Raw genomic sequence first — 18039 nt, 5'->3', positions numbered from 1 at the left:
GCGACGCGGCGATTGCGCGTCACGCCGCCGCGTCGCCGATCGCCACCAGCAGATCGTCGATCCGCACCATCAGCTCGCGCACCTGACGCAGCGTCGAATACTGGTGCAGCACGGAGCGCCATTGCGGCACGCCGACGAGCGCTTCCCAGATCACGCCGAGCATGCGCGGATCGGCGTCGCCGGTCCGCAGCAGCGTACTCGCATAGTCGAGGCTCGCCTGCGCGCACAGCAGCTGCATGCGGCTGGCCGCGCCGAGCAGGCGCGGCGTCACCTCCGCGCGCTCGTCGCAGCAGTACATCACTTCGCGCGGTAGCGCCGCTTCGTCGGTTGTCAGCGCACGGAGCGACGCGCCCGTCACGCGTACCGCGCCCTGCCGCGTATCGAACGAATACACGGTGCCCGCGTCGGCCTGGGCCAGCAGCCGCAACCCGCGCTGCAGTCTCGGCAGATCGGTGGTCGCCGCATCCGCGGACGCCTTCGCTTCGACGGGAAAGCAGACGTTCCAGACCGGTGCCTGCGCGTCCTCGTTCGCACGCTCGAGCAATACCGCATCCCATTCCGTCTTGGCGCGATCGTGCGGACCGGGTATCGCCGACGGCACGCGCATCGATGTCACGACGCGATAGCGCGGCGTGCCGTCGTGCGCATCGAGCCGCTGCGCAAGCGCCTCGAGCGCCTGCGCGGCCGCCGCTTCGACGGCCGCACCGCGTTGCCGCGACGTGATGCCTTGTGCCACGGCCAGCGCGCTGCCCGACTGCGGGCCGTGCCGCGCGAGGAGCGCGCGGTAGCGGCGCACGGACGGATCGGATGCGAGCGCATCGATGCGTTGCAGGCGCGCGAGCGCCGGGCTATCCGTCAGTTTCGCGAGTTCGTGCGCAAACGCGGGATCGCTCGCGGTGTCCGGGTGCGCGCGCCACCGCCGCACCGTCGCATCGAACGCGCTCCACGATGCGGAAAACGCCGCGGTATGGAGCTCGGCGAGCGCGTCGCGTTGCCACGCATGCGCACAACGTTCGCGCTTCGCCGGATGCGCGAGCGTGTTGACGGTCGAGCGCAGCGTGCGCCGGTCCTGATCGGCATGCGCGGACAACGCCGCGTAGTCGCGCACGCTCGGCGCGTCGTGACGCAGCACGGCGGCCTGAAACGCCGGATCGCCCATGTGCGGATCGACCGCATCGCGGATCATCCGCGCCAGCGCGGCGACGAAGCGGTCGTGCAGCACCGTGCCGGGCGCCGTGTGCGCGGCGAGCGCGACGCGCGCCTCCTCGATCACGGTCGCGATGACGGTGGCCGCGTTCGTCGACGCGTCCAGCGACGACGCCTGCGCGAGCGGCGGGAGCCGATAGCGGCGCACGACGGTGCGCAGGATGCGATCGAGCAGCGCGGGTAGCGGAATCGGCGGCATGGCGAGCACGCGTAGTGGAAGGGGCACGCCGTCCATGATGCCGGATTGCGTCGCCGGCGTGCGTGGACGGCGGTGCGTTATGCGGTCAGCGTGACCGCGAGGCTGCCGAGTTCGCCGAAGCGGACCGTCAGCGCGTCGCCGAGCGGCACCTCGATCGCGCCCGCATACGAACCGGTCGTCACGATCTGTCCGGCGCGCAGCGGCTCGCCGCGCGACGCGGCGAAGTTGGCGAGCCAGACGAGCGGCTTCAACGGATCGCCGTCCGGATGGCGGCCGTCGATCGTGCGGTGCAGTTCGCCCTCGAACGCGATCTCGAACGCTTCGAGCGACGCATGCAGGCCGTCGCGCACGACGGGCCCGACGCAGAGCCCCTGATTGAACTGCGCATCGGCGAGCAATTCGAGCTTCGTCGCGCGTGCGGGTTCCGCATAGCGGCAGCCGAGCACTTCGAGCACGAGCCGCACTTCGCGGATCGCGTCGCGCACGTCGGCGTCGCTGTACGGCTGCGCGCGCGCCGGCAGGTCGCGATCGAGCACGAAGGCGATCTCCGGCTCGATCCGCGCGCTCGGCGTGCTGGTGACGACGCGGTACGGCGCGCCGGCTTCGCGGATCGTCGACGCGAAAATCGGCGCGACGACGACGCGCTCGGGCGGCGGCAGCGCGCACTTCCATCCGCCGACCGCCTCGCCGAGCAGGTCCGCGACGCGCTGCTGGATCGCGAGCGCGGTGTCGACATCTTCGGGGCGGAAAGCATCGGGCAGCAGCGGGCCGGGCGCGCCGGCATGGCGGGCGGCGACGAGATGCTGGGCGGCGCCGTCCACGCGTTCGATAGTCGTTGTCATGTCGGTTGAGCGTAGTGAAAGGAAGCCGGCAAACGAGCCGGACGAAACGAATCATGTCGATGATAACGTTTTCGATGCGCGGGCTGCAGCGCGCGGCCGCGCGGGCCGCCGCGTGCGGGCGCGACGCGCGCGTCGCTTTGACGCACGCAGCGGCGCGACCTCGATTGACGGGGCGCAACGTCGAATGCCGGCGATCCGCGGATGATGGTCGCATGGCCGCACGAACCTGCGTGCGGCGGCAACCGGAGAGATCCGCATGTACAACACGATCATGGTCGCGTTCGACGGCAGTGCGTCGTCGAAACACGCGCTCGACGAAGCGCTGAAGATCGCGAAAGCGAGCGACGCGCATGTCGCGGTCGTCTATGTCGTCGACAAGTCCGCGCTGTTCGCGTATGCGGGTCGCTTCGATCCGCAGGCGCTCGTCGACGAGCTGCGCCGCGACGGAATCGACGCACTGCGCGACGCCGAGCACGCGATCAGGCAAGCGTCGGTCACCGGCGACACCGAACTCGTCGAAACCGACGGCCTCGGCGAGGATGTCGCCGCACGGCTGCAACGCTATGCGAACGAGCACGACGTCGATCTCGCGGTGGTCGGCACGCATGGGCGGCGCGGCATTCAGCGGATGCTGCTCGGCAGTGTCGCCGAGCGCTTCGTGCGCCGCGCGTGCTGCCCGGTGCTGCTGATTCGCGGCGAGCGCACGCGTGCGTCGTCCGATGCGGGCGGCGGCGCGGCCGCGCGATGACCGGCGGCCCGTCGAAGATCGTCGTCGCGGCGGTCGCGGTGTTCGTGACGCTGCTCGGGATGATGGCCGTCGTCGTCGGGCTGCTGTTCGACGAGCCGACCGCGCTGCACGGCGGCGCGATCGCGCTGATCGTCGGCGTGTGCGGATTCGTCGTGATGCTCAACGTCGCGGACAAGCGCGACGAATGATCGGACGGCAGCACTGTCGCCGACGTGCTGCCAACGGCGTGCGAATCGATCAGGACATCGACATGGTTGGGCTTGCGGCGGATCGCTCGAGTAAACAATGTCGTGATTCGTATCAAGAAGCGATGCGCCGAACGCGGCCACAATGACGATGAACCGTTATGTGCAGCATGGCGCCGAAACGCGTCCTTTACTTCGCCGTTACGGCCTCCTTAAATGATCAAGGTCTGCCGAAAGACCGTAAAAGAACGAGATCCCCATGAGCCATTTCCTGGATAGATTGCGTTACTTCACGACGGCGCGGCCGCGCTTCTCCGACGGCCACGGTGCCGTCACCGACGAGGATCGACAGTGGGAGGACGGCTATCGGCTGCGCTGGCAGCACGACAAGGTCGTTCGCTCGACGCACGGCGTCAACTGCACCGGTTCGTGCTCGTGGAAGGTCTACGTGAAAGGCGGGATCGTCACGTGGGAAACGCAGCAGACCGACTATCCGCGCACGCGCCCCGACATGCCGAATCACGAGCCGCGCGGCTGCTCGCGCGGTGCGTCGTACTCGTGGTACCTGTACAGCGCGAACCGTCTCAAGCATCCGCTCGTGCGCAGCGCGCTCGTGAAGCTCTGGCGTGAGCGGCGCCGCACGATGGCGCCGGTCGAGGCATGGCGCTCGATCGTCGACGACGACGAAGCGCGCCGCGCGTATCAGAGCCGGCGCGGGCTCGGCGGCTTCGTGCGCGCGAGCTGGGACGAGGTCAACGAGATCGTCGCGGCGGCCAATGTCCACACTGTGGGACGTCACGGCCCCGATCGCGTCGTCGGCTTCTCGCCGATTCCGGCGATGTCGATGGTCTCGTATGCGGCCGGCTCGCGCTATCTGTCGCTGATCGGCGGCGTATGCCTGAGCTTCTACGACTGGTACTGCGACCTGCCGCCCGCGTCGCCGCAAACCTGGGGCGAGCAGACCGACGTGCCGGAATCGGCCGACTGGTACAACTCGACCTTCATCATGATGTGGGGCTCCAACGTCCCGCAGACGCGCACACCCGATGCGCACTTCCTCGTCGAGGCGCGCTATCGCGGCACCAAGGTCGTGTCGGTGTTCCCCGACTATTCCGAGGGCGCGAAATTCGGCGACCTGTGGCTGCATCCGAAGCAGGGCACCGACGCGGCGCTCGCGCTCGCGATGGGCCATGTGATCCTGAAGGAGTTTCATCTCGCAGGCCCGGCGCGCAGCGACTACTTCGTCGACTACTGCAAGCGCTACACCGACATGCCGTGCCTCGTGCGGCTCGTGCCGCACGGCGACGGCTACGTGCCCGAGCGCCTCGTGCGTGCGTCGGACTTCGACGACGCGCTCGACGAGGCCGCGCATCCCGAGTGGAAGACCGTGATGATCGACGATGCGACGGGCGAGTTCGTCGTGCCGGTCGGCTCGGTCGGCTTCCGCTGGGCGCAGCGGGACGCCGCGGACGCCGGCAAGTGGAACCTGCGCAGCGAGACGTCGGGCGGCGCTGCGCTGTCACCGCGGCTGTCGTGCACGACCGAGCACGACGACGTGGTGGACGTACTGTTTCCGTACTTCGGCAATCAGCCGCATGCGCACTTCAACTCGACGCAGCATCGCGCGGAACTGTCGCGCCGGATCGGCGTGCGCCGCATCGCGACGCGCAACGGCGAGATGCTCGTCGCGACCGTGTACGACCTGTTCGTCGCGAACTACGGGCTCGATCAGGGGCTCGGCGGCCGCGACGTGGCCGCGAGCTACGATGACGATCTGCCGTACACGCCCGCGTGGCAGGAAGCGATCACGGGCGTGAAGCGTGTGGACGTGATCGCGGTCGCGCGCCAGTTCGCGGAAAACGCGCACAAGACGCAGGGCAAGTCGATGGTGATCATCGGCGCGGGGATCAACCACTGGTTCCATATGGACATGTCGTACCGCGCGATCATCAACATGCTGATCATGTGCGGCTGCATCGGCAAGCCGGGCGGCGGCTGGTCACACTACGTGGGCCAGGAGAAGCTGCGTCCGCAGACGGGCTGGACCGCGCTCGCGTTCGCGCTCGACTGGCACCGTCCGCCGCGTCACATGAACTCGACCTCGTTCTTCTACGCACACACGGACCAGTGGCGCTACGACCCGATGGACCCGGCGGCGCTGCTGTCGCCGCTCGCGGATCCGTCGCAGTTCCAGGGCGCGCCGATCGACTACAACGTGCGCGCGGAGCGGATGGGCTGGCTGCCGTCGGCGCCGCAGCTCGCGCGCAATCCGCTGCAGGTCGGCGCGCAGCTTGCCGATCCGGCGCAGGCGGGTGCCGAAATCGCGCAGCAGCTGAAGTCCGGCACGCTGCGCATGGCCTGCGAAGACCCCGACGCGCCGGAGAACCATCCGCGCAACCTGTTCGTCTGGCGCTCGAACCTGCTCGGCTCGTCGGGCAAGGGGCACGAGTATTTCCTCAAGCACCTGCTCGGCACGACGCACGGCGTGCAGGGCGAAGACCTCGGCGCGACGGGCGGCCGGCGTCCCGACGAAGTGACGTGGCACGACGACGCGCCGCGCGGCAAGCTCGATCTGCTCGTGACGCTCGACTTCCGGATGTCGACGACCTGCATGTATTCGGACGTCGTGCTGCCGACCGCGACGTGGTACGAGAAGGACGACATGAACACGTCCGACATGCATCCGTTCATCCATCCGCTGTCGGCGGCCGTCGATCCCGCGTGGGAAGCGAAAAGCGACTGGGAAATCTTCAAGGGCATCGCGAAGCGCTTCTCCGAACTCTGCGACGGCCATCTCGGCGTCGAGCGCGACGTCGTGCTCGCACCGATCGCGCACGACACGCCGGCCGAGCTCGCGCAGCCGTTCGACGTGCGCGACTGGAAGCGCGGCGAATGCGAACCGGTGCCGGGCCGCACGATGCCGTCGGTGGCCGTCGTCGAGCGCGACTATCCGAACACGTACGCGCGCTTCACGTCGCTCGGCCCGCTGATGGACACGCTCGGCAATGCGGGCAAGGGGATCGGCTGGGACACGAAGGACGAAGTGAAGCTGCTCGGCGAGCTGAACTATCGCGTCGAGGCGGGCGCGACGCAGGGCCGCCCGCGCATCGACACCGCGCTCGACGCGGCCGAGGTGATCCTCGCGCTCGCGCCCGAGACGAACGGCGAGGTCGCGGTGAAGGCCTGGCGTGCGCTGTCGCGCACGACGGGCATCGATCACACGCATCTGGCCGCCGCGCGTGCGGACGAGAAGATCCGCTTCCGCGACATCCAGGCGCAGCCGCGCAAGATCATCTCGTCGCCGACGTGGAGCGGGATCGAGTCGGAACACGTGTCGTACAACGCGGGCTACGTCAACGTGCACGAGCTCGTGCCGTGGCGCACGCTGACGGGCCGCCAGCAGCTCTATCAGGATCATCCGTGGATGCGCGCGTTCGGCGAGTCGCTGTGCGTGTACAAGCCGCCGATCGACACGGGCAGCTACGCGCACATGCTCGGCAAGCGCTCGAACGGCAACCCGGAACGCGTGCTGAACTTCCTGACGCCGCACCAGAAGTGGGGCATTCACAGCACGTACACGGACAACCTGCTGATGCTGACGCTGTCGCGCGGCGGGCCGATCGTCTGGATGTCGGAGGACGACGCGAAGGCGATCGGCGTGGCCGACAACGACTGGATCGAGTGCTACAACGCGAACGGCGCGCTGTGTGCGCGCGCGGTGGTGAGCCAGCGAATTCCGGCCGGGATGGTGATGATGTATCACGCGCAGGAAAAGATCGTGAACACGCCGGGCTCCGAAATCACCGGCACGCGCGGCGGCATCCATAACTCGGTCACGCGCATCGCGCTGAAGCCGACGCACATGATCGGCGGCTATGCGCAGCTGTCGTACGGCTTCAACTACTACGGGACGGTCGGCTCGAACCGCGACGAGTTCCTGATCGTGCGCAAGATGAACAAGATCGACTGGCTCGACGGAGAAGAACAGGTAGGCAACCCGACAACGCAGGTCGAACGCGAAGGAGAAGCATCATGAAAGTACGCGCACAGATCGCAATGGTGCTGAACCTCGACAAATGCATCGGCTGCCACACGTGCTCGGTGACCTGCAAGAACGTCTGGACGAGCCGCGAAGGCATGGAATACGCGTGGTTCAACAATGTCGAGACGAAGCCGGGCATCGGCTATCCGAAGGACTGGGAGAACCAGGACCGCTGGCGCGGCGGCTGGCAGCGCCGCGCGGACGGCAAGATCGAGCCGCGCCTAGGCAGCAAGTGGCGGCTGCTCGCGCAGATTTTTGCGAACCCGCATCTGCCCGAGATCGACGACTACTACGAACCGTTCACGTTCGACTATGCGCATCTGCAGGAAGCCGGCAACACGAACGCGATGCCCGTTGCACGGCCGCGTTCGCTCGTGAGTGGCCAGCGGCTCGAGAAGATCGAGTGGGGGCCGAACTGGGAAGAAATCCTTGGCGGCGAGTTCGAGAAGCGCGCGCAGGATTATAACTTCGAGGACGTGCAAAAGGAGATCTACGGGCAGTTCGAGAACACGTTCATGATGTACCTGCCGCGCTTGTGCGAGCACTGCCTGAATCCGGCGTGCGTCGCGTCGTGCCCGTCGGGCTCGATCTACAAGCGCGAGGAGGACGGCATCGTGCTGATCGACCAGGACAAGTGCCGCGGCTGGCGCATGTGCGTGTCGGGATGCCCGTACAAGAAGATCTACTACAACTGGCAAAGCGGCAAGGCCGAGAAGTGCATCTTCTGCTATCCGCGCATCGAGGCCGGGCAGCCGACCGTCTGCTCGGAAACCTGCGTCGGCCGCATCCGCTATCTCGGCGTGCTGCTGTACGACGCCGACCGCATCGGCGAAGCGGCGAGCGTCGAGAACGACAAGGATCTGTACGAAGCGCAGCTGTCGCTGTTCCTCGATCCCGACGATCCGGCCGTGATCGCGCAGGCCCAGCGCGACGGCGTGCCGGCCGCATGGCTCGAGGCCGCGCGCCGCTCGCCGACCTACAAGATGGCGATCGACTGGAAGATCGCGTTCCCGCTGCATCCGGAATACCGGACGCTGCCGATGGTCTGGTACGTGCCGCCGCTGTCGCCGATCAACGCGGCCGCGAACAGCGGCACGCTCGGGATGAACGGCTATCTGCCCGACGTCGAATCGCTGCGCATTCCGCTGCGTTATCTCGCGAACCTGCTGACCGCCGGCGACGAAGCGCCGGTCAAGCTCGCGCTCGAGCGGCTGCTCGCGATGCGCGCGTTCATGCGCGCGCGGCACGTGGACGGCATCGAGGCGCGCGGCGTGCTCGACCAGGTCGGGCTGTCGGTCGCGCAGGTCGACGAGATGTACCGCTACCTTGCCATCGCGAACCACGAGGATCGCTTCGTGATCCCGACCACGCATCGCGAGTATGCGGAGAACGCGTACGACTTGCGCGCGTCGTGCGGCTTCTCGTTCGGCAACGGCTGTTCGGACGGCCGTTCGTCCGCGAGCCTGTTCAGCGCGAAGAAGGAGAAGGGCACGAAGACGATTCCGATTCGCGAGGTGTCGCGATGAGCAGCGCACCCGATCCGACCTACGCGGCATTCGCGGCGCTGCTCGACTATCCGGACGACGCGCTCGTCGACGCGCTCGATTCGATCGAAGCGCATCTGCGCGACGGCACGCGCACGCGCTGGCCGAAAGCGGTGCGCACGGGCCTCGAGCGGTTCTTCGCGTATCTGCGCGAACGCGATCTGCTGACGCTGCAGGAGAACTATGTCGCGCTGTTCGACCGCGGCCGCGCGACGTCGCTGCATCTGTTCGAGCACGTGCACGGCGAATCGCGCGACCGCGGCCAGGCGATGGTCGATCTGCTGCAGATGTACGAGCAGCACGGGCTGTATCTGAAGCCCGGCGAACTGCCGGACTATCTGCCGGTGTTCCTCGAATATCTGTCGCGGCTGCCGGCGCCCGACGCGCGCACTCTGCTCGGCGAGACCGGCGACATCCTGGGCGCGCTCGCGGCGCAGCTCGCGCAGCGCGGCAGTCATTACAGCTTCGTCGTCGGCGCGCTGCTGCCGATGGCCGGGCTCGCACCGGCCGATGTGCCGACGTCGGCGGACGACGACGCAGCGGCCGAGCGTCCCGACTATCGCGCGCTCGACGCCGCGTATGCGGACGAAGCCGTGCGTTTCGTCGGCGCCGCGACGCCGGCCGAGCAAACCGTGCAATTCCACGACCGGCGGCCCGCGCGTCGCGCGTGAGTGCCGCGTCTTATTGGGGAAAGCGATGAACGATTACCTGCATACGTTCCTGTTCGGGATCTACCCGTATATCTGTCTCGCGGTGCTGCTGCTCGGCAGCCTGATCCGCTTCGACCGCGAGCAGTACACGTGGAAAAGCGACTCGTCGCAACTGCTGCGGCACGGCGCGCTGCGGCTCGGCAGCAACCTGTTTCACTGGGGTGTGCTCGTCGTCGTGCTCGGGCACTTCGCGGGGTTTCTCGCGCCGCACTGGCTCGTGTCGCCGTTTCTCTCGGCGTCGGGCCACCAGCTCGTCGCGATGGTGGCGGGGGGCGCGGCCGGCCTCGTGTCGATCGTCGGGCTGACGATCCTGATCTGGCGGCGGCTCGGCGACGTGCGCATCCGTCGCAGCAGCCGGCAGTCCGACATCGTGATCGTGCTGATGCTGTGGCTGCAGCTCGCGCTCGGGCTCGGCACGGTCGTGCTGTCGACGCGCCACATGGACGGCGCGATGTTCGAGCAGCTGACCGACTACGTGAAGGGCATCGTCACGTTCCGGCCGGACGTCGCGAGCCTGCTCGTCGGCGTGCCGCTCACGTACCGGCTGCATATCCTGCTCGGCTTCACGATCTTCCTCGTCTCGCCGTTCACGCGGATGGTGCATATCTGGAGCGGCATCGCGTCGGTCGCCTATCTGATCCGTCCGTATCAGCTCGTGCGCAAGCGCTGAGGAGGTCGCATGAACGACGTTCTGTCCGAAGCCGCGCCGGCGCCGCTCGTCGTCAACGGCATTGCGATCGGCGACGACGCGATCGCGGCCGAAGCCGAGCATCACGTCGACGCGCGCGACCCGCTCGATGCGGCGCGGCATGCGCTCGCCGTACGCGAACTGTTGCGCCAGCGTGCGGTGTCGCTCGCATTGCTCGACGAAGACGCGCCGCTCGACGACGCGGCGCTCGACGCGCTGCTCGCGCGCGAGCTGACGCATGTGCCGGAGCCCGATCGCGCCGATTGCGAGCGCTACTACGCGCAGCATCCGGCGCGCTTTCGGCGCAACGACATCGTCTATGCGAGCCACGTGCTGTTCGCGGTGACCGACCGCGTGCCGCTCGCGCCGCTGCGGCAGCGCGCCGAGCGTGCGCTTGCCGACGTGGTGGCCGCGCCCGATACGTTCGACGCGGTGGCGCGCGCGTCGTCGAACTGTCCGTCGGCGCAGGTGGGCGGCAGCCTCGGGCAAGTGCTGCGCGGCGATACGGTGCCCGAATTCGAAGCCGCGCTGTTCGATACCGACGGCCTCGGCGTGCTGCCGAAACTCGTCAACACGCGCTTCGGCTTTCATATCGTGCGGATCGACCGGCGCGTAGCGGGCGATACGGTGCCGTTCGACGAAGTCGCCGCGCAGATTGCCGCGCATCTGGCCGCGCGCGTGCGCCAGCGCGCGATGCGTCAATACGTGGCGATTCTCGCGGGCGGCGCGCGCGTCGAAGGCGTGCGCTTCGACGGCGCGAACGGGCCGCTCGTCCAATGACACAGGATTCTTCTCATATGGCAATTCGACAACAACAAAGTCCGGTACCGCCCGTGGGCGCGCCGGCGATTCCGCTGCGCGCATGGTCGGTGCTGGCCGGCAGCACGCTCGCCTTCATCGTGTGTTTCGTGGTGTGGATGATGTTCGGCGTGCTCGGCGTGCAGCTGCGCACGGAGCTCGGGCTGAACAGTACGGAATTCGGCCTGCTGACGTCGACGCCGGTGCTGACCGGCGCGCTGATGCGGCTGCCGCTCGGCACGTGGACCGACCGCTTCGGCGGCCGGATCGTGATGACGGTGCTGCTCGTCGTGTGCGCCGTGCCGGTCTATCTCGTGAGCTACGCGAACGCGCTGTGGCAGTTTCTCGTGATCGGCCTGTTTCTCGGCTGCGTCGGCGCATCGTTCGCGGTCGGCACGCCGTATGTCGCGCGTTTCTTTCCGCCCGAGCGGCGCGGGCTCGCGATGGGCGTGTTCGGCGCGGGCACCTGTGGCGCGGCCGTGAACCTGTTCGTCACGCCGCTGCTGCTGTCCGCATACGGCTGGCGCACGGTGCCGCGCGTCTACGCAGTCGCGCTGCTCGTCACGGCCGCGATCTTCTGGCTGATGTCCGCGCGCGATCCGGGCGCGGGCAAGGCGGCCGGCTCGTGGCTCGATTCGTTCAAGGTGCTGCGCGATCCGCGCGTGTGGCGGCTCTGCCAGTACTACTCGATCACGTTCGGCGGGTTTACCGCGCTGTCGCTGTGGATTCCGCAGTACCTGAAAGCCGAATACGGGATGTCGCTCGTGATGGCGTCCGCGTTCGCGGCCGGCTTCTCGCTGCCGGGCTCCGTGCTGCGCGCGCTCGGCGGCGCGCTCGCCGACCGCTTCGGCGCGCATGCCGTCACCTGGTGGGGGCTGTGGGTCGCGTGGATTTGCCTGTTCCTGCTGTCGTATCCGGCTACCGACTTCGTGATTCATACGATCGACGGCACGGCGGCGATCAACGTATCGATGCCGGTCGCCGGCTTCGTCGCGCTGACGTTCGTGCTCGGCGCGGTGTTCGCGCTCGGGATGGCGTCGACCTTCAAGTACGTCGCCGACGACTTCCCGAACAACATGGGCGTCGTGACCGGCATCGTCGGGCTCGCGGGCGGGCTCGGCGGCTTCCTGCTGCCGATCCTGTTCGGGCTGCTGCTCGATCTGCTGCGCGTGCGCACGACCTGCTTCATGTTGCTGTACGGCGTCGTGTGGGTGTCGCTGATCCTGATCTATCTGTCCGAAGTGCGGCGCACGCCGGTCACGGGCTGAGGCGGTCGCCGCCTGCGGCGACGCGCTGCCGGCAGCGCACGGCAGCGCGCGCCGTATCGCGACAGGCGCCGCGCCGCATGCGTTTTCTGTCGCGCGCAGTTCTGTCAAACTGGCGCCCATGAAACCGCGCGTCACGCTCCTGTCTTCCTCCGATCCTGTCCCTGCGCCCGCAGGCTTTCCCGATGCCGACGAACTCGCCGCGCTGCGCGCGTGGTATGCGGGGATGCCCGTGCGCGATGCGGTCGAGCGCTATCTGCCCGACCGTCTCGGCAACGGCCGCTCGGCGCGCGGCGTGATCGGCGGCATTCGCCGACGGCTCGTGCGGATCGCGCGCGAGGTCGGCCGCCCCGATCTCGCGGCCTGTCTCGCGCATCCCGACGGTGAGCGTTTACGGGAAGCGAAGGCGGCAAGCGACGCGATCGGCGTGCTGCGGCATGCGCGCGCGCCGGTGCCGCAGATCGGCGACGCGATCGATGCGTGGCTGCCCGCGCGCGCGGTCGCCGCGCTGCGCGCGCACGGGATCGCGACGCTCGCCGATCTGACCGTGCGGATTCCGCGCCGGCGTCAGTGGTGGAAGGCGATCGCGGGCCTCGGCCTTGCCGGTGCGCGGCGCATCGAGGCGTTCTTCGCCGCCCATCCGGCGCTGACCGAGCGTGCGCGCGCGTTGATTGCCGCGACGCCGCGCGGCACGATCGTCCCGTGGGAACAGCTGAAACTGCCGCACGAAGTCGACGGATCGGCCGGCACCTTCCGCGCACCGCGCGCGACCTGCACGCTCGACGCCGACAACGATTACGCGGCCGTGCATGCGTGGCTGTCGCTGCACGAGTCGGCCGCGACGCGGCGCGCCTACCGGAAGGAAGCGGAGCGGCTGATCCTCTGGGCGATCGTCGAGCGCGGCCGTGCGCTGTCGTCGCTGACGACCGAAGACGCGCTCGCGTATCGCGCGTTCCTGCGGCGGCCGACGCCGCACGAGCGCTGGATCGGGCCCGTGCGGCCGCGCGGCGCGCCGGACTGGCGGCCGTTTTCGGGCGCGCTGTCGGCGCGCTCGGCCGCGTATGCGCTGTCGGTGCTCGGCGCGATGTTCCGCTGGCTGATCGAGCAGCGCTACGTGCTCGCGAATCCGTTTGCCGGCGTGAAGGTGCGCGACACGCGCGGCGCGAGCGCGCTCGATACGTCGCACGCGTTTACCGAAGGCGAGTGGCTGCTGGTGCGGACGATCGCCGACGGACTCGAGTTCCGCAAGACCGACGTGCCGGCCGCCGCATGGACGCCGGCGGCCGCGCAGCGGCTGCGCTTCATCCTCGATTTCGGCTACGCGACCGGGCTGCGCGCGAGCGAACTGGTCGGCGCGACGCTCGGCGACATCGACACCGATGCGCACGGCGACGCGTGGCTGAAAGTCGTCGGCAAAGGCAGCAAGGCGGCGCGCGTCGCGTTGCCGCCGCTCGCGCGGACGGCGCTCGATCGCTATCTGGTCGCACGCCGATTACCGGTCACGCCGGTTCGCTGGCGGCCCGACACGCCGCTGATTCCGCGGCTCACCGAGGACGGTGCGGCGCCGATCACGAGCGTGCGGCTGTGGAAGGTGATGCAGCGCTTCTTCGTGCAGACGGCCGATCTCGTCGAAGCAGACAATCCGGCGCTCGCGCAGAAGCTGCGGCAGGCGAGCCCGCACTGGATGCGCCACACGCATGCGACGCATGCGCTCGCGCGCGGCGCGGAACTGACGACCGTGCGCGACAACCTGCGCCACGCGTCGATCTCGACGACGTCGATCTATCTGCACGGCGACGACGTGAAGCGTGCGCGGCAGATGGCGAGCGCGTTCGCGGCGGACAAGTGAGCGTCGGGCGCGCGCTCGGTTTTCGGGCGGCGGCGTCGCGCGACGCGGAGGGCGGGTGAGGCGGCCGGGCGATGCAGCGGCTCGTCGGCGCTCGGCCGATGACGCGGTGAAAGCCCGTCTCGACGATCCAGACCCGGTACATTGCCCATTTTATGGGCGCGCCGTGCAAACCCAGGCGGGACAAGGGAGAGCGCCGGTTTTCCACATGGTTGTCCAGTGAAACTGTGGATAGTGCGACGGCGTGCGGCGCCCGCCCGATTGCCGATCCTTGCGTGCGATGAAACTCGGACGGGCGCATCGCTGTCGATCCGGGCGTATGCTGTCCGTTTGATACGCAGCCCTGTCGCGCAACCTGGAGCACATGAATGGAGCCATCCGAACGCCTGCGCCCGGTGCGGTTCGCCGGTGTCGCCGCCCGCGCGCTCGTCGCGCTCTGCTGTATCGCCTGGAGCGCCCTGTCGTTCGGCGCCGACGGCGCCGCCGCACTGCTCGAGCGCTATCGCAGCCTCGGCGATCAACTGAAGAACAACCCGTTCCACCGCCCGCTGTACCTCGAATCGTCGGAAGCGGCGTCGACGCTCAAGGGCGACATCTACGCAGTGGTCGACTACCCGTACCAGGTCGTGAACGGCAAGCTCAACGATCCCGCGCAGGGCCCGGCGAACTGGTGCGCGGTGCTGATCCTGCATCTGAACACGAAGTATTGCCATGCGTCGTCCGGCAGCAACGGCGCAGTGCTCGACGTGAATATCGGACGCAAGACCGAGCAGAAACTGTCGGACACGTACCGGCTGCAGTTTCGCTATCGCGTCGCGGCCGCGACACCCGATTATTTCCAGGTCGACCTGACTGCCGACAGCGGGCCGATGAGCACGAAGGATTACCGGATCGCGCTGGAAGCCGTGCCGCTCGGCGAGTCGCGAACGTTCTTGCATCTGACGTATTCGTACGGCTTCGGCACGGTCGGCCGGCTCGCGATGAAGACGTACCTGTCGACGATCGGCAGCGACAAGGTCGGCTTCACGACCGTCGCCGATGCGTCGGGCGGCAAGCCGCACTATGTCGGCGGCGTGCGCGGGCTGCTCGAGCGCAACACGATGCGCTACTACCTCGCGATCGACGCCTATCTCGCGACGCTCGACAAGCCGCTCGACCAGCGTCTCGTGCGCTGGTTCGACGCGACCGAGCAGTATCCGCGGCAACTGCACGAGGTCGATCGCAGCGACTATCTGCAGATGAAGGCGCAGGAAGTGCAGCGGCAGCAGACGGCGCGGTAGCGGGCAACCGCGCGCCGCGCCGCGCATGCGCTGCACGCGGGTTCGACGCACGACACGCAGCGCGCGGCGCCGTGAACGGCGCGCGACCGTCAGCGAGGCCGCAGCCGCTCGACCATCTCCTGAATCACGATGTGCCGGATCGCGCGCAGCAGATGCATCTCGCCGCCGAGCGTCGCGGTCAGCTCGGGGCGCGCATCGCGCATCGCGTCGTTCTCGCGTGCGACTTCGGCGAGCAGCGCGTCCGCGTGCGCCGGTATCTGCGCGACGAGCGTGTCGAGATGGCGCTGCGCGGTCGCGCGCGTGAGGCCGAGCGCCGCGCCGGCCCGTTCGAGCACGTCGCGCGTGAAATCCGCATAGCGCTGCACGCCCGCGACCGGCCGCGTGAATTCCGTCAGATCGGGCCAGCGGCCGCGCGCGCTGTATGCGGCGGTTTCGTAGACGCTGTCGCACAGCAGATCGTAGTGCGGCGCGAGCGCGAGCCCGCTGTCGCCGACGATGAAGCTGAGATTCTTCAGATGCGAATCGCCGTTGCCGACGATCACGCAGAACACGAGCCAACGAAAGATCCGCAGCCGCACCGGCGCCGGCGCGCGGCACGCGTTCGCGAGTGCGGCCAGCGCGTCGAGCGACCAGCCCGTGTACTTCATCGTTGCGGGCAGGTTCAGCACCTGGCAGCCGTCGATCGCGTGGCGCCGTTCGACGCCCGCGTCGGTGTCGACGCGATCGAAACGACGGATCACGTAGACCGGCGCAGGCACGTAGCGGCGCTCGACGTCGGGCACGTCGAGGCCGACGCGGCGCGCGAGCGTCATCATGAACCATTCGTTGACGACCGAATGCGGATAGTCGTGCGCGTGCGGATGATTGGGCTTCAGGATATGTGTCGACACGGCCTGCCCGCTCGGCTCGAACAGACGGCCGTCGCGCAGCACGACCGGCAGCTTGTGCTGCGCGCCGGCGAGCGACATCTTCTTTGGCGCGTCGTGCGTGAGCGGCACGGCCGGCAGCGCGCGGATGCGCGCGTCGAGCGCGGCCGCGTCGAGCGGGCGCAGCGTCGTGTCGTCGTTCGCCGCGTCGTCGGGCAGGCGCAGCGTGACCGAGCCGGCCGATTCGCGCCCGTAATGCTCGAGCAGCGCGAAGGCATCGCCGATGTCGGGCAGCCCCGCGTCGCGCGCGAGCAGCGCACGCACCGCTTCCTCGGGCAGCAGATTGTCGAAATACCACTGGACGGGACGCGTCGTCGCGCCGTCGCGCAGCATGTCGGCCTGCAGCGGCAGGTGCGGACTCAGTGCGAAGCGCGCCGGATGCGCGAGCCACGACGGCGCGTATTCGAACGCCCACAGGTTGCGGTTTTCATGCAGCGTGCCGATCGGTTCAGCGCCGATCGCCGCGATCAGCGTGCGTTCAGTCATGCGAGGCCTCGCCGTCGTTCGTGCGTGCGGCGGCCGGCGGCGCTTCGCCGGCCTCGGCGAGCACGCGGCGCGCGATGTCGAGCGCGCGCGATGCGCCGGTGTCGGCGCGCTTGCCGGAGCGTGCGCCGCGCGGCGCGGTGCTGGCCGCGAGCACGAGCCGCGCGGCCGCGAGCACGCGCGCGTCCGTCGTCCGTTCGCCCGCGCGCCGGTCGGACGCCGGCGCGCCCGCGTCGGCGCGCAGCAGCAGACGCTCGGCCGCGCGCCGCGCGCGGATCTCGGCGCGCTGCGCGGCGCGCGCGGACTGGCGTTCGAGCAGCTCGCCGCTGACGTCCGGCAGATCGACCACGACCTGCACGCCGAGTCCTTGCAGGATCTGGAAGACCTTGCCCCACTGGACGGTGTCCGCGCCGCGCTCGGCCTTCACCATGAACGACTCGCTGACGCCGACGCTGCCGGCCGCGTCGTCCTGGCGCAACTGCTGCGCCTTGCGTGCGGCGCGGATCACGCCGCCGATGTCGGACGCCTGTTCGATCGTGTAACGCATGGAGCACTCCGGTGACGGCCGCGACACGCGCAGCCGTGACGGGACGATAAAAAACTGTACGAACGAGCAGTATTGCACGTCGACGCCGAAATTCAAGCGAAAACCGTTCGATCTGCAAGTTTTCGACGTTCATTGAAGGCCGGGCTTGAAAAACCGTGCAATCGAACAGTTTTGTCGCCTCGCTCACGCCGAATCCTAAGATGTACAGTTCGACGCCGACGCATATCGCGCGAAACTGTACTCTTGTCTGTGTGCCCGATGTGTGTACTCGCGGCCGACTGTTCTGCTTTTAAGCTTCCATCATCAAGTACACAGTGCCGCCGATCCTGCCGTCCCGGATCCACCGGCATCGATAGACGGAGGTCAGGGTGATGGAAAAGGCAAAACCGGAGTGGTACGCCGCGCTTCGCGGCGGCGCCGCGCACCGCCGCCACGCGCGCGGCGGCGTGGCGGGCATGCGCGCGGCTCGGAGCGCGCGATGAAGCTCTACGAAAAGCTCGCGGACGACATCGAGCGTTTGATCCGCCAGGGCGTGTACCGGCACGGCGACCGCATACCGTCGGTGCGGCAGGCAAGCCAGCAGCACCGGATCAGCATCACGACCGTACTGCATGCGTACCTGCTGCTCGAAAGCCGCGGGTTGCTCGAAAGTCGGCCGCAGTCGGGCTACTTCGTGAATCTGCGCCGCGACGACGCGCATGCGCCGGTGCGCGAACTGCGTCCGTCGAAG

General features: G+C 68.5%; 15 protein-coding genes. 11 read left to right on the top strand and 4 right to left on the bottom strand.

The genetic code is table 11. The features are described 5' to 3' along the window. Positions 1-19: 19 nt before the first annotated feature. On the bottom strand, positions 20-1405 hold the full coding sequence (locus tag ACSHSS_RS25485) for a hypothetical protein (RefSeq protein ID WP_048994625.1): 1386 nt from the start codon (positions 1403-1405) through the stop codon (positions 20-22). Positions 1406-1482: 77 nt separating this feature from the next. Further along, entirely contained in the window at positions 1483-2247 is a 765-nt protein-coding gene (locus ACSHSS_RS25480) for a 2-keto-4-pentenoate hydratase (RefSeq protein ID WP_048994627.1), read from the bottom strand. 256 nt (positions 2248-2503) lie between these two features. Here ACSHSS_RS25480 and ACSHSS_RS25475 point away from each other — a divergent pair, with 256 nt between their 5' ends. The 10 genes from ACSHSS_RS25475 (at position 2504) to ACSHSS_RS25430 (ending at position 15353) form a co-directional block, all read left to right on the top strand. Continuing rightward, positions 2504-2995: a universal stress protein gene (locus ACSHSS_RS25475; RefSeq protein WP_006413262.1), complete on the top strand. Its 492-nt coding sequence runs from the start codon at positions 2504-2506 to the stop codon at positions 2993-2995. Continuing rightward, on the top strand, positions 2992-3183 hold the full coding sequence (locus ACSHSS_RS25470; protein WP_006413255.1) for a DUF2964 family protein: 192 nt from the start codon (positions 2992-2994) through the stop codon (positions 3181-3183). The genes ACSHSS_RS25475 and ACSHSS_RS25470 overlap by 4 nt, the downstream gene beginning before the upstream one ends. 256 nt (positions 3184-3439) lie before the next feature. Next, positions 3440-7216 carry a nitrate reductase subunit alpha gene (locus ACSHSS_RS25465; protein ID WP_006413249.1) on the top strand — a complete coding sequence of 1259 codons (3777 nt, stop codon included), beginning with the start codon at positions 3440-3442 and terminating at the stop codon, positions 7214-7216. Continuing rightward, the gene (gene narH, locus ACSHSS_RS25460) at positions 7213-8748 is read left to right on the top strand and encodes a nitrate reductase subunit beta (RefSeq protein WP_006413238.1); all 1536 of its coding nucleotides are present in this window, start codon (positions 7213-7215) and stop codon (positions 8746-8748) included. The genes ACSHSS_RS25465 and narH overlap by 4 nt, the downstream gene beginning before the upstream one ends. After that, positions 8745-9437, top strand: coding sequence for a nitrate reductase molybdenum cofactor assembly chaperone (narJ, locus tag ACSHSS_RS25455; protein ID WP_006413266.1), 693 nt, complete (start codon positions 8745-8747; stop codon positions 9435-9437). The genes narH and narJ overlap by 4 nt, the downstream gene beginning before the upstream one ends. A 25-nt stretch (positions 9438-9462) precedes the next feature. Further along, entirely contained in the window at positions 9463-10146 is a 684-nt protein-coding gene (gene narI / locus ACSHSS_RS25450) for a respiratory nitrate reductase subunit gamma (RefSeq protein WP_006413263.1), read from the top strand. Between the two features lie 9 nt (positions 10147-10155). Next, a complete protein-coding gene (locus tag ACSHSS_RS25445; protein ID WP_006413248.1) occupies positions 10156-10944 on the top strand; it encodes a peptidylprolyl isomerase in 789 nt (262 codons plus the stop codon). A 17-nt stretch (positions 10945-10961) separates the two neighbouring features. Then, positions 10962-12230 carry an MFS transporter gene (locus ACSHSS_RS25440; protein ID WP_043280660.1) on the top strand — a complete coding sequence of 423 codons (1269 nt, stop codon included), beginning with the start codon at positions 10962-10964 and terminating at the stop codon, positions 12228-12230. Positions 12231-12348: 118 nt separating this feature from the next. Beyond that, positions 12349-14076, top strand: coding sequence for a site-specific integrase (locus tag ACSHSS_RS25435; protein WP_006413261.1), 1728 nt, complete (start codon positions 12349-12351; stop codon positions 14074-14076). A gap of 365 nt (positions 14077-14441) precedes the next feature. Continuing rightward, positions 14442-15353 carry a hypothetical protein gene (locus ACSHSS_RS25430; protein ID WP_006413242.1) on the top strand — a complete coding sequence of 304 codons (912 nt, stop codon included), beginning with the start codon at positions 14442-14444 and terminating at the stop codon, positions 15351-15353. Between the two features lie 89 nt (positions 15354-15442). Here the strand turns inward: ACSHSS_RS25430 and ACSHSS_RS25425 are convergent, their stop codons facing one another. Together ACSHSS_RS25425 and ACSHSS_RS25420 are read right to left on the bottom strand one after the other, a co-directional pair. Next, entirely contained in the window at positions 15443-16765 is a 1323-nt protein-coding gene (locus ACSHSS_RS25425; protein WP_048995256.1) for a HipA domain-containing protein, read from the bottom strand. Beyond that, on the bottom strand, positions 16758-17309 hold the full coding sequence (locus tag ACSHSS_RS25420; protein ID WP_048995258.1) for a helix-turn-helix domain-containing protein: 552 nt from the start codon (positions 17307-17309) through the stop codon (positions 16758-16760). The genes ACSHSS_RS25425 and ACSHSS_RS25420 overlap by 8 nt, the downstream gene beginning before the upstream one ends. Before the next feature lie 478 nt (positions 17310-17787). On the opposite strand from ACSHSS_RS25420, the gene ACSHSS_RS25415 reads away from it, so the two are divergent. Next, positions 17788-18039 (top strand): GntR family transcriptional regulator (locus ACSHSS_RS25415; RefSeq protein WP_445545709.1); only part of this gene is annotated, 252 nt, incomplete at its 3' end.

It is taken from the genome of Burkholderia sp. BC1 (genome assembly GCF_052683555.1).
This window is presented reverse-complemented; position numbering and strand designations above follow the sequence as displayed.

Excerpts from the sequence above, each read along its gene's own strand:
- ACSHSS_RS25485 (WP_048994625.1), bottom strand. The coding sequence starts at position 1,405 with ATGCCGCCGATTCCGCTACCCGCGCTGCTCGATCGCATCCTGCGCACC.
- ACSHSS_RS25480 (WP_048994627.1), bottom strand. The coding sequence starts at position 2,247 with ATGACAACGACTATCGAACGCGTGGACGGCGCCGCCCAGCATCTCGTC.
- ACSHSS_RS25475 (WP_006413262.1), top strand. The coding sequence starts at position 2,504 with ATGTACAACACGATCATGGTCGCGTTCGACGGCAGTGCGTCGTCGAAA.
- ACSHSS_RS25470 (WP_006413255.1), top strand. The coding sequence starts at position 2,992 with ATGACCGGCGGCCCGTCGAAGATCGTCGTCGCGGCGGTCGCGGTGTTC.
- ACSHSS_RS25465 (WP_006413249.1), top strand. The coding sequence starts at position 3,440 with ATGAGCCATTTCCTGGATAGATTGCGTTACTTCACGACGGCGCGGCCG.
- narH (WP_006413238.1), top strand. The coding sequence starts at position 7,213 with ATGAAAGTACGCGCACAGATCGCAATGGTGCTGAACCTCGACAAATGC.
- narJ (WP_006413266.1), top strand. The coding sequence starts at position 8,745 with ATGAGCAGCGCACCCGATCCGACCTACGCGGCATTCGCGGCGCTGCTC.
- narI (WP_006413263.1), top strand. The coding sequence starts at position 9,463 with ATGAACGATTACCTGCATACGTTCCTGTTCGGGATCTACCCGTATATC.
- ACSHSS_RS25445 (WP_006413248.1), top strand. The coding sequence starts at position 10,156 with ATGAACGACGTTCTGTCCGAAGCCGCGCCGGCGCCGCTCGTCGTCAAC.
- ACSHSS_RS25440 (WP_043280660.1), top strand. The coding sequence starts at position 10,962 with ATGGCAATTCGACAACAACAAAGTCCGGTACCGCCCGTGGGCGCGCCG.
- ACSHSS_RS25435 (WP_006413261.1), top strand. The coding sequence starts at position 12,349 with ATGAAACCGCGCGTCACGCTCCTGTCTTCCTCCGATCCTGTCCCTGCG.
- ACSHSS_RS25430 (WP_006413242.1), top strand. The coding sequence starts at position 14,442 with ATGGAGCCATCCGAACGCCTGCGCCCGGTGCGGTTCGCCGGTGTCGCC.
- ACSHSS_RS25425 (WP_048995256.1), bottom strand. The coding sequence starts at position 16,765 with ATGACTGAACGCACGCTGATCGCGGCGATCGGCGCTGAACCGATCGGC.
- ACSHSS_RS25420 (WP_048995258.1), bottom strand. The coding sequence starts at position 17,309 with ATGCGTTACACGATCGAACAGGCGTCCGACATCGGCGGCGTGATCCGC.